General features: G+C 64.6%; 11 protein-coding genes. 6 read left to right on the top strand and 5 right to left on the bottom strand.

Translation table 11 applies throughout. The annotated features are described in order from the left end of the window. Window positions 1–212: 212 nt before the first annotated feature. The 6 genes from EC845_RS09895 to EC845_RS09870 all read left to right on the top strand — a co-directional run bounded on the left by EC845_RS09895 (window position 213) and on the right by EC845_RS09870 (window position 7,279). Complete coding sequence (locus EC845_RS09895; RefSeq protein ID WP_233598003.1) at window positions 213–1,250, top strand: ThuA domain-containing protein; 1,038 nt, start codon at window positions 213–215, stop codon at window positions 1,248–1,250. A gap of 129 nt (window positions 1,251–1,379) precedes the next feature. Continuing rightward, on the top strand, window positions 1,380–3,572 hold the full coding sequence (locus tag EC845_RS09890; RefSeq protein ID WP_123297675.1) for a PQQ-binding-like beta-propeller repeat protein: 2,193 nt from the start codon (window positions 1,380–1,382) through the stop codon (window positions 3,570–3,572). A 208-nt stretch (window positions 3,573–3,780) separates the two neighbouring features. Next, window positions 3,781–4,782, top strand: coding sequence for a TRAP transporter substrate-binding protein (locus tag EC845_RS09885; protein WP_123297673.1), 1,002 nt, complete (start codon window positions 3,781–3,783; stop codon window positions 4,780–4,782). 24 nt (window positions 4,783–4,806) lie between these two features. Next, complete coding sequence (locus EC845_RS09880) at window positions 4,807–5,250, top strand: type II 3-dehydroquinate dehydratase (protein ID WP_123297671.1); 444 nt, start codon at window positions 4,807–4,809, stop codon at window positions 5,248–5,250. 151 nt (window positions 5,251–5,401) lie between these two features. Continuing rightward, the gene (locus tag EC845_RS09875; protein WP_123297669.1) at window positions 5,402–5,956 is read left to right on the top strand and encodes a TRAP transporter small permease; all 555 of its coding nucleotides are present in this window, start codon (window positions 5,402–5,404) and stop codon (window positions 5,954–5,956) included. Window positions 5,957–5,998: 42 nt separating this feature from the next. After that, window positions 5,999–7,279, top strand: a complete 1,281-nt coding sequence (locus EC845_RS09870; RefSeq protein WP_123297667.1) for a TRAP transporter large permease subunit — start codon at window positions 5,999–6,001, stop codon at window positions 7,277–7,279. A 229-nt stretch (window positions 7,280–7,508) separates the two neighbouring features. Here EC845_RS09870 and ssuD read toward each other — a convergent pair whose 3' ends face one another. From ssuD to EC845_RS09845, 5 genes are all read right to left on the bottom strand, one after another. After that, the gene (ssuD, locus tag EC845_RS09865; protein ID WP_123297665.1) at window positions 7,509–8,657 is read right to left on the bottom strand and encodes an FMNH2-dependent alkanesulfonate monooxygenase; all 1,149 of its coding nucleotides are present in this window, start codon (window positions 8,655–8,657) and stop codon (window positions 7,509–7,511) included. Between the two features lie 108 nt (window positions 8,658–8,765). Next, on the bottom strand, window positions 8,766–9,731 hold the full coding sequence (locus EC845_RS09860) for a cupin domain-containing protein (protein WP_123297663.1): 966 nt from the start codon (window positions 9,729–9,731) through the stop codon (window positions 8,766–8,768). After that, entirely contained in the window at window positions 9,715–10,545 is an 831-nt protein-coding gene (locus EC845_RS09855; protein WP_123297661.1) for an ABC transporter permease, read from the bottom strand. Before EC845_RS09855 ends, EC845_RS09860 begins: the two co-directional genes overlap by 17 nt. Next, the gene (locus tag EC845_RS09850; RefSeq protein WP_123297659.1) at window positions 10,542–11,327 is read right to left on the bottom strand and encodes an ABC transporter permease; all 786 of its coding nucleotides are present in this window, start codon (window positions 11,325–11,327) and stop codon (window positions 10,542–10,544) included. Before EC845_RS09850 ends, EC845_RS09855 begins: the two co-directional genes overlap by 4 nt. Then, window positions 11,324–12,340, bottom strand: coding sequence for an ABC transporter substrate-binding protein (locus tag EC845_RS09845; protein WP_204577723.1), 1,017 nt, complete (start codon window positions 12,338–12,340; stop codon window positions 11,324–11,326). Before EC845_RS09845 ends, EC845_RS09850 begins: the two co-directional genes overlap by 4 nt. Between the last annotated feature and the right edge of the window lie 35 nt (window positions 12,341–12,375).

Genomic DNA, 12,375 nt, shown 5'->3' with positions numbered 1-12,375 from the left:
CCATTAGGAAATGTTTTCCATTTCAACTTAGTATTCCGCCTGCACCACTGCTGCCGAGAAATTGGCTCGGTATCGACAGGCCCGTCAGGGCTCTTTGCGCAGTTGCACATCGTCTTCGTGGCCAGCCCCATCAGCGGAACGCCACGACGGACCGGTGGCTTGAATCGGCTTTTTTCCTGAGTTCAGCAACCCGTAATCTTGAGGAGACATCTTTGAAATCGAAGAAAACACTGGCCCTTGCAATGGCCTCCGCGCTCGCTCTCACCCTGGCCGCCTGCGGCGGTGGCAGCGACAACAACGATCCGGTCGCCGAAACCCCCGTCGTGGAAGACCCTGTTGCAGGAGGCCCCGATGTTCCGGAGGTGCCCGAGGTTCCGCCGATCGACGTGCCGGACGAGTTGCTGGACACCTACTACAACGTGTGCCGCGGCACCAGCCCGAAGTGCTACAACGACTGGGGCGCCTTTGCGACCACACCCGATCGCGTGCTGATCTATTCGCGCACGGCTGGGCCGCGCCACGCCAACCTGGGCACCGTGATGGCAGCGGGCCTCAACCCCCCGATGGCCGACAACAACGTCATGCAGGCCGGCCTGGTGCGGTTGATGACGGAAAACGGCATCCAGGCGGACTGGACGGAAGACGTGACGATTCTTGCCGGCCGCATCAACCAGTACAAGGCGGTCATCTTTGCGTCCAGCAACCGCGACACCCTGTGGAATGCAGCTGCGCCGAACAGCAACGATGCGGCGCGCACGGCCCTGCGCAACTACATGCGGCGCGGCGGCGGTTTCGTGGCACTGCACAACGCCTTCGGCGCCGAATACAACTGGCCCTACTACGAAGGCCTGCTGGGCAACGCGAACTTCTACAACCACGGCCCCAACCGTGCGGGCGATGTCGAGATCCTCGCCACGGATCCCTCCACGCAAGGCATCCCGCTCAAGTTCGGCTTCCAGGACGAGTGGTACAACCTCGAGCCCTTCCCCACCAACGTGAAGTTCCTGGCGAAGGTGGACACGTCGACGCTCAATCCCCTGACGTCCGCTCCCCACCCGGGCCACAAGGACTTCCACCCGGTGGCCTGGTGCCAGTACTACGACGGTGGCCGCGCCTGGCTGACCACGCTGGGCCACAACGCCAACTCGTTCACGGCCGACCTGAGCGGCGCCGGTGCCGAACCCTTCCAGAAGTTCATCGTGCAGGGCATCAAGTCCGCCATGGGCCTGACCGAGTTCTGCACCGAGTGATCGCGACGGCCCGGGCGGCGTGCACGCGCTGCCCCGCCCGGGCCCATCCATCGCGCGCGCATCGCCGACGCATGACGCGCGCGACCGTCTTCCTGCCTTTTCTTTCAGCCAGACTGGAGTCAATCTTCCATGAAGCTCAGATATCTAACGTCCTCGCTGCTCCTCTGCGGTGTGTTGACCACGCCCATCCTCCTGGTCGCCTGCGGGGGAAACGACTCCTCCAACGAAACGCCGCCCACGACGACGCCTAACCCTCCGCCCACGCCCACACCGGATCCCGTCGGCGCGGTCGACCTCAAGGACTGCTGCACCCCCGGCGACAAGGACTTCCCGAAGGTCGGCGGCAATCTGGGCAATCAGAACTACTCCAAGCTCGATCAGATCACCAAGGAAAAAGTCTCGCAGCTCGGCGGCGCCTGGCTCAACCGCATCGAAGGCGGCCTGAACACCGGCACCAACCAGAGCACCACGGTGGTCGTCGACGGTGTGATCTACATCGAATCGGCGCTGGGCAATGTGCTGGCGGTCGACGGCAAGACCGGCGTGACCAAGTGGAAGTGGACCACGCCCTACGACGCGCTCACACGTCGCGGCGTGGCCGTGGCGAAGGACCTGGGCCTGGTCTACACCATCGCCTCGGGCAACCGCCTGGTCGCCCTGAAGATCGACAGCGGCGAAGTGGCCTGGATCAAGCAGTACCCGACGGCAAACACGGATCCCGGCTACCTGGGCGGGGTGCAGAAAGTGGCGCTGGTCTATCACGACAAGCGGCTCTACATCGGCACCAACGACGGTTCGCGCGGCGCGGCATTCTCGGCCGATGCGACCAACGGCGACGTGCTCACGAGCTTCTGGGGCGTTCCCCGTCCCGGCGAAATGGGCTACGACTCGTGGGGCAGCGCCTCGGAAGCCAACCGCACAGGCGCCACGCCCTGGGTGCATCCGGCGGTCGACCCCGAGCTGAACATGGTCTACTGGACCTTCGGCAACTCGCGCGGCGGCTCTTCGCAGGACGGCTCTTCGCGCCCCGGCATGAACCTGTTCGCCAATTCCATCGTGGCGCTCGACCTGAAGACCGGCGAGTACAAGTGGCACTTCCAGTCGGTGCACCACGACATCTGGGACATGGACAATGTGATGTCGCCCGTGCTGGCCGACGTCAAGATCAACGGACAGGACCGCAAGGTCGTGATCTACGGCAGCAAGACCGGCATGTACTTCATCCTGGACCGCAAGGACGGCTCGGCACCGCTCGGCATCGACGAAGTGCCTGTCAAGCAGGACGCACGCCAGGCCACCTGGCCCACGCAGCCGATCCCGCGGCAAGGCGCTTTCGTCGAGACCTGCATCGTCAACCAGCCGCTGGGCACTGCCCTGCCCGGCGATCCGAACCGTGCCGTGCCCAACTACAAGACGGGCTGCCTGTTCGATCCGCACTGGGACATCCCCATCCTGTCGACACCGGGCCACGGCGGCGGCGCGAACTGGAACCATCAGTCGTTCAGCCCGACCACCGGACTGGTCTACACGGGACTCGGCTACGTCGGCGCAGCGCACTCGCTGACCGAATCCAGCAACGGCCTGCGCCCGCCGGGGTCTTACATGACGGGCGGCATCGTCGCCGTCGACCCCAGCACCAACATCGTCCGCTGGAAGAAGTCCCTGCCCTACTCGGTGGTGCATGGCAACGGCGTGCTGACCACCGGCAGCGGGCTGCTGTACATCGGCCAGCCCGATGGCAATCTGCTGGCCATGGACGGCTACACGGGCGAAGAAGTGTGGCGCTTCCAGACGGGTGCGGCCATCAGCGCCAGTCCGGTTTCTTACGAGATCGACGGTGAGCAGTACATCGCCGTCTACGCCGGCGGCACCTCGATTCCCTACGGCAACTCCGCACCGCGCGGCGATTACCTGTGGGCATTCAAGGTGGGCGGCAAGGTTCCCCCTGCAGCCACGCCCGAGCCGCCGATCGTGCGCCGCCCCGTCTCGGGCAACCCGGTCGAAGGTGCGGCGCTGCCGACACCGAACACTGTGTTCCTGGCACGCGTGCAGACCGCGACCAACGCGCCCGGCGCTGCCGAGTCGACAGCCGTCAATGCGATGACGCCGACCTGGATGCGTGTGCCGGCCAACACCGAAGTCACCTTCACGAACCAGGCCAGCAACGAGAACACGCATTGCGCGACGCAGTTCTTCGAAGGCAAGTTCAACTTCAAGCTGGCCCCGGGCGAATCGGCCAAGTACACGTTCACCCAACCGGGCGAGTACTTCTACAACGACTGCCACAGCCCAAGGCCCACCGGCAAGATCGTGGTGTATTGAACGGTGTCTCGTAACCCCCCGCGTTGATATGGATTGCTCCCCGACGCGGGCGGCTTTGAGCGGCCTTCTGACGAAGGCCGCTTTTTTTGATGACCCGGCGATGCAACAGCGCTCTAGGGGTCTTCACTACTAAAGCAGTTTCCGATGTGGAAACTTTTTCCGAATACGTTATCCTGACTGCTCAAACAATTTTCTGGAGGCAGACGACATGAAACTTCTTCGCACGCTCATCGCTACCGGCCTGTGCCTGGCCTTCGCAGCTCCCGCGCTGGCCCAGCAGGAACGCACCATCCGCTTCGGTCACCTCAACAACACCGACCATCCCATCAGCTTCGGCGTCAAGAAGTTCGCCGAGATCATCTCGGCCAAGAGCGGCGGCAAGATCAAGGTGCAGGAATACCCCGCCAACCAGCTGGGCAGCGAACTGCAGCAGCAGTCGGCCCTGCAAGGCGGCGTGCAGCAGATGTCGTTGCCGGCCACCACGTCGCTGGCAGGCATCGTCAAGGAATTCGGCCTGATCGACTTCCCCTTCGCCGTGAGCAACTTCGAGCAGGCCGATGCGTTGCTCGACGGTCCGTTCGGCAAGGCCCTGCTGGATAAGCTGCCTGAGAAGGGCCTGGTCGCACTGGGCTACTGGGACCTCGGTTTCCGCAACGTCACCAACAGCAAGCACCCCGTCAACAAGCCCGAAGACCTGCAGGGCCTGAAGATCCGCGTGATTCCGAATCCGGTGTTCCTGGAGACCTTCAAGGCCTTCAACGCGAACCCCGTGCCGCTGTCGTTCTCGGAGCTGTACAGCGCGCTCGAGACCAAGGCCGTCGACGGCCAGGAAAACCCGTTCGCCGTGATCCTGTCGAACAAGTTCTACGAGGTGCAGAAGTACGTCAGCGCCACCAACCATGTGTATGCCGCCAACATCGTGCTGGTGAGCAAGAAGTTCTGGGACCAACTGACCCCGGAAGAACAGAAGTGGATGAACGAGGCCGCAGACGAATCGCGCATCTACCAGCGCAAGCTCAGCCGTGAAGCGGCAGCCAAGGCCGTCGGCGAACTGCAGGCCAAGGGCGCGACCTTCAATCTGGTCAGCCCCGAGCAACAGGCCCGCATGCGCGACATCGCCAAGCCGGTGACCGACAAGTTCTCCGCCAACTACGACCCGGCGATCGTGAAGCTCTACAACGACGAGCTTGCACGCGTCCGCCAGCAATAACCACCCCTAGGGATCGACAGCATTATGAAAATTCTCGTTTTGAATGGACCAAACCTCAACCTGTTTGGCCGCCGCGAACCTCACATCTACGGCACCACGACACTGGCTCAGATCAACGAGTCCATTGCCGTGCTGGCCCGGGAGCTGGATGTGACCGTGGAAACCATTCAGTCGAACCACGAGGGAGAACTGGTCGATTTTCTGCACCGCTACATCGACGATGCGCAAGGCGCGCTGGTGAACCCCGCAGGACTGACCCAGCATGGCGTGCCTCTGCACGACGCCATCAAGGCCATGCCCTTCCCGGTGATCGAAGTGCACATGTCCAACATCGCCGCGCGCGAACCCTGGCGTGCCCATTCCATCATCTCGCCGGCCGTCAAGGGCACTATCCAGGGACTGGGTCCGCAGTCCTACCTGGCCGCGCTGCGTGCCGTGGTCGAGATCGCGAGACAGGCCAAGGCCTGATTCCGGCAGTGCCGGGCGAGTGGCCGGGTCCAGCCCTGCCCTCGTCCACACACGCCGCGCATGCCGGGTCCTGCTTCCGTCGAGGAACGGACCCGGTTCGCACATACAGAGCGGCATCTCCGGCAGATCCCGCACAAGAGGAGCTCTTACCTTGAATCGATTGCTTGATATCTACTGCAAGCTTCTGGATGCGGTCACGGCCGCTTTGTTGTTTGTGATGGTCGTGCTGGTGTTCGGCAACGTGGTGCTGCGCTACGGCTTCAACTCGGGATGGTCCATCTCCGAAGAGCTGTCGCGCTGGGCCTTCATCTGGGTGGTGTTCCTGGGCTCCATCGCCGCCATGCACCACAGGGGCCACCTGGGCAGCGACATGCTCATCAGCAGGCTTCCCCGGCTGGGCCAGAAGGTCTGCTACGGCCTCACACAGGCATTGATGATCGTGGCCTGCTGGCTGGTCATGACGGGCAGTTGGCAGCAGGCGATGATCAACTGGGACGTCACCGCGCCTTCGACCGGCTGGTCGATGGCCATCGTGTACATGTCCGGCGTGGTCTTTGCCGCGTCCACGCTCGTGATCCTGGCGCTCAACCTGTTGCGCCTGTTGACCGGAAAGATCTCGCAACGGCAACTGACCGGCATCCAGGAATCGGAAGAGACGATGCTCGTTTCCTCTGCGCATGCGCCGACGGCCGACAAGACGCCCTGACCGCCAGAACACCTTAAAACACTGAGACAAGACCGCTTTGCCATGACCATACTCATTTTTGTAGGGGCCTTGCTGGGCTCGATGGCCCTGGGCGTGCCCATCGCTTTCTCGCTGCTGCTGACGGGCGTGGCGCTGATGATCCATCTGGATCTGTTCGACGCCCAGATCCTGGCCCAGAACGTGATCAACGGAGCCGACAGCTTCCCGCTGCTGGCCGTGCCCTTCTTCATGCTGGCCGGCGAGATCATGAACGTCGGCGGCCTGTCGCGACGCATCGTCACGCTGGCGCTGGCGATCGTGGGCCATGTGCGTGGCGGCCTGGGTTATGTGACCATCATGGCGGGTTGCCTGCTGGCCGCGCTGTCGGGCTCGGCCGTGGCCGACGCCGCGGCACTCACCGCCCTGCTGCTGCCCATGATGGTCCGGGCAGGTCACGACAAGGCCCGGGCCGGCGGCCTGATCGCCGCCACCGGCATCATCGCGCCGGTGCTGCCGCCTTCCATCGGCCTGATCATCTTCGGCGTGGCCGCCAACGTGTCGATCTCCAAGCTGTTCATGGCGGGTATCGCGCCCGGCCTGATGATCGGCATGGCACTGTGGTTCACGTGGTGGTGGCTGGTCCGCAAGGACAAGTTCGTGGCACCGCCCCGGCAACCCCGCGCCGTGGTGGTCCAGGCGCTGAGAGATGCAGCCTGGGCGCTGATGCTGCCCGTGATCATCCTGGTGGGCCTGCGCATGGGCGTGTTCACACCGACCGAGGCGGCCGTGGTGGCTGCGGTCTATGCGCTGTTCGTCTCGACGGTGATCTACCGCGAACTCAAGCTCGGCCAACTCTACGGCCTGTTCGTGAGCGCAGCCCGCACAACGGCCGTGGTGATGCTGCTGGTCGCGGCCGCGATGGTCGCGGCGTGGCTCATCACCGTGGCCAATCTGCCCGCGGCGGTCATCGACCTGCTGGAGCCCTTCCTCGACAGCCCCAAGATGCTGGTCTTCGTGATCATGGTGCTGGTGATCATCGTCGGCACGGCCCTGGACATGACGCCCACCATCCTGATCCTGACGCCCGTGCTGATGCCCGCAGTCATTGCAGCCGGTGTGGACCCTGTCTACTTCGGCGTGATGTTCATCATCAACACCGCCATCGGCCTGATCACCCCGCCGGTGGGCGTGGTGCTGAGCACGGTGGCCGGCGTGGGCCGCATGCGCATGGACGAAGTCACGCGTGGTGTGCTGCCCTTCATGGCCGCTCAGTTCTTCGCGATGTTCATGTTCGTGCTGTTCCCGCAGCTCATCACGGTGCCGGCCAGCTGGTTCTCGCCGTAAGCAAAGCTCCGAGAGGAAGGGCGCGGCCCGAGCCGGCGGTCCTCCTTCCGAATCGTCGGCAGCGAACGCCGATGCCGATCTGTCCGGGTGATCGTGAAGCCCCGATACCCAGAAAGCCCACATGCGATCTCGCACCGTGGGCTTTTTTCATGGGCTTCTGGTGTTCGGCGACTCTTCGTTGCACACGTCACCGCCGACGACATCCTCGTGCGCAACGGCCTTGCGTGGATCAACGGGATCCCTCGGTCTTGCCCTCGGGAACATAAGCGTTCGCGATGACCTCGCCTGTCGGGCCGGACAGCGCAGCCACCTGCTGCGCATCGCGTACGGCCAGCGGCAGCAAGGGGAACAGCAGTTCGGCCACCCGATAGGCTTCCTCGAGGTGAGGGTAGCCCGAGAAGATGAAGGTCTCGACGCCCAGCTCGCGGTACTCGAGCATGCGCGCAGCGACCTCTTGCGGATTGCCCACCAGCGCCGTTCCTGCTCCGCCGCGGACCAGCCCGACGCCGGCCCACAGGTTGGGACCGACCAGCAGGCGTTCACGGCTGCCGCCATGCAGTTCGGCCATGCGGCGCTGCCCCACCGAGTCGTAGCGTGCAAAGGTCTGCTGCGCGATCGCGATGGTGTCGTCCGTGACGTGTTCGATGAGCTCGTCGGCAGCCCGCCACGCGGCCTCGCTGGTTTCGCGCACGATGACATGCAACCGGATGCCGAATCGGACTTTGCGGCCATGCAGGGCGGCGGCCTTGCGCACCTTGTCTATTTTCTCGGCCACGGCGGCCGGCGGCTCGCCCCAGGTGAGGTAGACATCGAGCTGTTCGCCCGCAAGCGCGATGGCTTCGTCCGAAGAGCCGCCGAACCACAGGGGCGGATGCGGTGTCTGCACCGAGGGATACAGGCGACTGGCCCCATCGACCTTGAGATGCTTGCCATGGAAGGTGACGGTCTCGCCCGACGAGACGCCGCGCCAGATGCGCAGGAACTCGTCCGTCAGTTCGTAGCGCTCGCGGTGGTCGAGGTAGACGCCGTCGCCCTGCTGCTCGACAGGGTCGCCCCCGGTGACCACATTGATCAGCAGGCGGCCGTTGGAAAAGCGGTCGAGCGTCGCAGCCTGCCGGGCCGAAACCGTGGGCGATTGAATGCCCGGGCGGATCGCCACCAAGAACTTCAGGCGCTCGGTCAGCGGAACCAGGGAAGACGCGACCACCCAGGAATCCTCGCACGAGCGGCCCGTGGGGATCAGCACGCCTTCGTAGCCCAGGGCATCGGCCGCTTGCGCGATCTGCGCCAGATAACGGTGATCCACCGTGCGTGCACCCTGGGTCGTCCCCAGGTAACGGCTGTCCCCATGTGTCGGCAGAAACCAGAAAACTTGCATGCGTCAAAACTCCAGCGCCCGAGGGGCGACCAAAGCCTTGATTTCAAGACAAAAACCGGCGCGGCCATGCTTGTTTTCCGCATAAGCTAAGACCGGCGCGAACCTGCATCAGCCCAGAAACTCGAATCCCATGGTGCGGCCCTGGTAATAAAGCCCCCCGTCCTGGACGATCAGAAACAGGGCACGGGTGTTGCCGGCATTGTGATGCGAGTGGGCGGCAGCGGCCGGAGTGACCAGTGTCGACCAGGGCTGCCAGCCGACCGCCTGGCCATCGATCCGGGTATGGCAGTTCTCGCCCTCGACGACCAGCGTCAGGGCCGCCGAGTTGTGGCGATGAGCGGACTGATCCGTCCGGGGCGGCAGGCTGTTGAGGGACAGCGTGAGGGTGGGCAGGATGTTCCTGCCGTCCTGCAACGCTTCGCTGGAGAAGACCACGGCCAGCCCGGAGGTGCCTTCGTCGGGCCGGCTCGCATGGATGAGATCGAGCTGATGCCGGATATCGCCGGCCTTGAACTGCACGGTGGGCAGCATCTCTTCGGGCTGGGTCGATGGGCGTGCCTTGGTGAAGGCATACAGCGGCTCGTCCGTGACCACCCACAGCACGGCCTGCGAAGACAGCGCGCCGAGCACCAGCGGCTGGCCGCCGGCGAAGAACATGAGATCGCCGGCCTGCCAGTTCAAGGTCTCGCGCGGGGTTCGGCTCCAGCCTTCGCCGGCGATCACGAAACACAGCACCCCGCTGGCCAGGAACTGCGCATCCAGTGTCTGTCCTTGCCGGATGTGCGCGTAGCGCGCGAGCATGAAGGGCGTGGTCGCCGCCGACGGGCTGCCCAGCGCTGCGGACTGGTCGCACACATGCCAGCCGGTCGTCTGGCCGGAGCCGAGCGCGGCCGCCGCCACGTCGTCGAACGCGTGGGCCGGAACCACCGGCAGCTTGACGTTGAAGGCGTTGGCCGAATTGAAATAGCGGGCCTGGGCCTGCGCCGCATTGGCCGGTGCAATCGCGCGCTGCGCGCCCAGTGACGACATGAGCGGCCGCGCGTCGATCGCGCCGGCCTCATTTCCAGAACACATAACGTCTCTCCACAAAGCTGACGGCGCCGAAAAACAGCAGGCTGCCGGCCGATGCGACGAAGATGGCCGACCAGACTTGCACGAAGTCGACCTGCAGAACGGCCTGGTAGATGGTCCAGCCCAGTCCGTGATAGGCGCCCAGCATTTCGGTGACGATGGCGACGATCATGGCACGCACGGTCGAGACCCGCATGCCCGCGGCCGTCAGGGGCATGGCGGCCGGCAGCCGGATGCGCCAGAGGATCGCGGCACTGCTGGAGCCGAAGCTGCGCATGAGATCGACGATACGCTGGTCGATGTTGCCCAGGCCTGCCAGAGCGTGCAGAAAGACCGTGAAGCCCACGGACAGCGAGACCATGATGATCTTGGACTGCGGGCCGATGCCGAACCACAGCAGGATCAGCGGCGCGTAGGCGACCACGGGCACGGAGTTCAGCGCGGTCACCAGCGGCAGCACGGGCTTGCGGGCACGCGGCAGCATGGTGAGCACGATGGCCAGCAGCAGGCCGGCCAGGGTGCCGAGGCAGAAACCCACGACGGCTTCCATGAACGTGGTGCCGGCAGCCAGGGCCAGGGTCTGGTACTGCTGCACGGTGGCCAGCAGGATGCTGCTGACCGTGGGCAGCACATAGGCCGGCACGTCCAGCAGACGGGTCAGCAGCTCCCAGAGGACAAAGACGCCGACGATGCCCGAGGCACCCCGCCAGGTGGCGGAAGACACGCGCGGAAACACCCGGCCGCCCGCGGCCTGGCCTGCAGCAGGCACCGGCGGCTGCGCGGTCTTCGGGGAAGAGGACGGGAGGCTTGTACTCATAGTTCGCTTTTCCAGAAAACGATGCGCTGCTCGGCCAGCGCCACCACGGCAAAGAAGCCGGTTCCCAGCAGGCCCGAGGCCAGGATCGCCCCCCACAGGGCCACGATCTGTTCGTTGTACATGGCCTGCAGCAGCAGCACGCCGAGACCGACGGTGTCGCCGAACCACTCGCCCGCAATGGCGCCCAGCAGGCTCAGGGTGCAAGCCAGCCGCAGAGCCACGAAGATCTTGGGCAGCGCGGTCGGCAACTGCAGGCGGATCAGCAACTGCCAGCGGCTGGCGCCGAAGCTGCGCAGCAGGTCTTCCTGACGCCGGTCGACCGACTCCAGTCCCTGCAGCGTGTTGACCGTCACCGGGAAAAAGGTCAGATAGAACGCGATCATGGCCTTGGCGAGTATGGTGTTGCCGAACCACAGCACCACCACCGCACCGAAGGCGATGACCGGGATCGTCTGCGAGATCACGAAGATCGGAAACACCGTCTCGCGCAACAGCCTGGACTGCCGGAAGATCACGCCGAAGAGCACGCCCACCACGGCACCGCCGGCAAAGCCCAGGACGGTTTCGCTGAGGGTGCGCAGGAACCCGTCGACATAGGCCTGCGGCGAGGCCGCCATGGCCTGCAGCACCACGCTCAGCCGCGGCAGGTAATAGGGCGAGATGTCCAGCAGGATGACCGCGCCTTCCCACAGCGCCGCCAGCGCCAGGATCATGGCGAGGGCCTGGCCGGCCAGCACTGCGAGTTGGCGGACCGATCCGGCCCGTTGCGCGGCGGCACTCATGGCAGGCGGTCCTGCTTGGGAATGCTGTTGAGGATGCTGCCGTCGAAGGCGGACTTGAGATCCACGGCCTTGGGCAGGGCCTTGTTCTCGAGCAGGAAGTCGTGGGCCGTCTTGATCGCCGCGTCATCCACATAGAACAGGCCTTCGGTCTTGGCCTTGCCTGCCGTCATCAGCCGGTAGGCCTCGGTCAGCATGTACTCCTGATGCGCACGGTTGAGCGTGGGCGCGACCTTCATGACGATGTCGACGGCTTCCTTGGGATTGGCCATGGCGTCGCGCCAGCCGCGGATGGAGGCGGCCAGGAAAGCCTTGACCAGCTCGGGCTTCTGCTGCGCGGTTTCCTTCGACACGATGAGGGTATCGCGCGGGAAGGTCATGCCGAAGTCCTCGGCGACGAAGGTCTTGAGTTTCTCGGCACCCATGCGGTCGCGGATGGTGTAGAGCTCGTTGTACCAGGTGGCCGTGGCGACGTCGATCTCACCGTTCACGAAGGGCGTGACGCTGACCTGCTGAGGCTGGACGTCGACCTTGGCACGGTCGACGCCGGCATTCGCCAGCATGCCGAACAGCACGTAGTTGGCGCCGGTGAACCAGGTGGTGACCTTCTTGCCTTCGAAGTCCTTGAGGCTCTTGACCGGGCCGTCGGCCCGCGTGACGAACACGAAGGGCGTGATCTGATGCGCCACGCCGACCGCCACGATGGGCAGGCCCTTGTCGATGGCCCCCATCACGCTGTCCGTGCCGCCCGACAGGCCGAAGGTATCGGCACCGGTGGCGACCAGGTTCTCGGTCAGCAGATTGGGGCCGCCGGGATTGATGGTGAGGTCGATGCCTGCATCCTTGTAGTAGCCCTTGGCCTGGGCGTAATAGAAGCCGGCGAACTGGGCTTGGGGCAGCCACTTCAGGCGAAGCGAGGCCTTCACGGGGGCGGCGCTGGCCTGGGCCAGCACCGACAGGCTGGTCAGTCCCAGGGTCGCGGCGATGACCAGTTGGGTCAGCAAACGGCGTTTCATCATCATCGGCTCCAATTTGAAAAAAGTGAACGAAC

This window comes from Comamonas sp. BIGb0124 (assembly GCF_003752175.1).
GTDB lineage: Bacteria > Pseudomonadota > Gammaproteobacteria > Burkholderiales > Burkholderiaceae_C > Comamonas_F.
The sequence above is the reverse complement of the archived record's forward strand: the minus strand, read 5'-3'. Positions and strand labels throughout refer to the sequence as shown.

Bases quoted from the DNA above. Each gene is read 5' to 3' on its own strand.
- EC845_RS09845 (WP_204577723.1), bottom strand. From the start codon at position 12,340: ATGAAACGCCGTTTGCTGACCCAACTGGTCATCGCCGCGACCCTGGGA.
- EC845_RS09850 (WP_123297659.1), bottom strand. From the start codon at position 11,327: ATGAGTGCCGCCGCGCAACGGGCCGGATCGGTCCGCCAACTCGCAGTG.
- EC845_RS09880 (WP_123297671.1), top strand. From the start codon at position 4,807: ATGAAAATTCTCGTTTTGAATGGACCAAACCTCAACCTGTTTGGCCGC.
- EC845_RS09860 (WP_123297663.1), bottom strand. From the start codon at position 9,731: ATGTGTTCTGGAAATGAGGCCGGCGCGATCGACGCGCGGCCGCTCATG.
- ssuD (WP_123297665.1), bottom strand. From the start codon at position 8,657: ATGCAAGTTTTCTGGTTTCTGCCGACACATGGGGACAGCCGTTACCTG.
- EC845_RS09870 (WP_123297667.1), top strand. From the start codon at position 5,999: ATGACCATACTCATTTTTGTAGGGGCCTTGCTGGGCTCGATGGCCCTG.
- EC845_RS09855 (WP_123297661.1), bottom strand. From the start codon at position 10,545: ATGAGTACAAGCCTCCCGTCCTCTTCCCCGAAGACCGCGCAGCCGCCG.
- EC845_RS09885 (WP_123297673.1), top strand. From the start codon at position 3,781: ATGAAACTTCTTCGCACGCTCATCGCTACCGGCCTGTGCCTGGCCTTC.
- EC845_RS09890 (WP_123297675.1), top strand. From the start codon at position 1,380: ATGAAGCTCAGATATCTAACGTCCTCGCTGCTCCTCTGCGGTGTGTTG.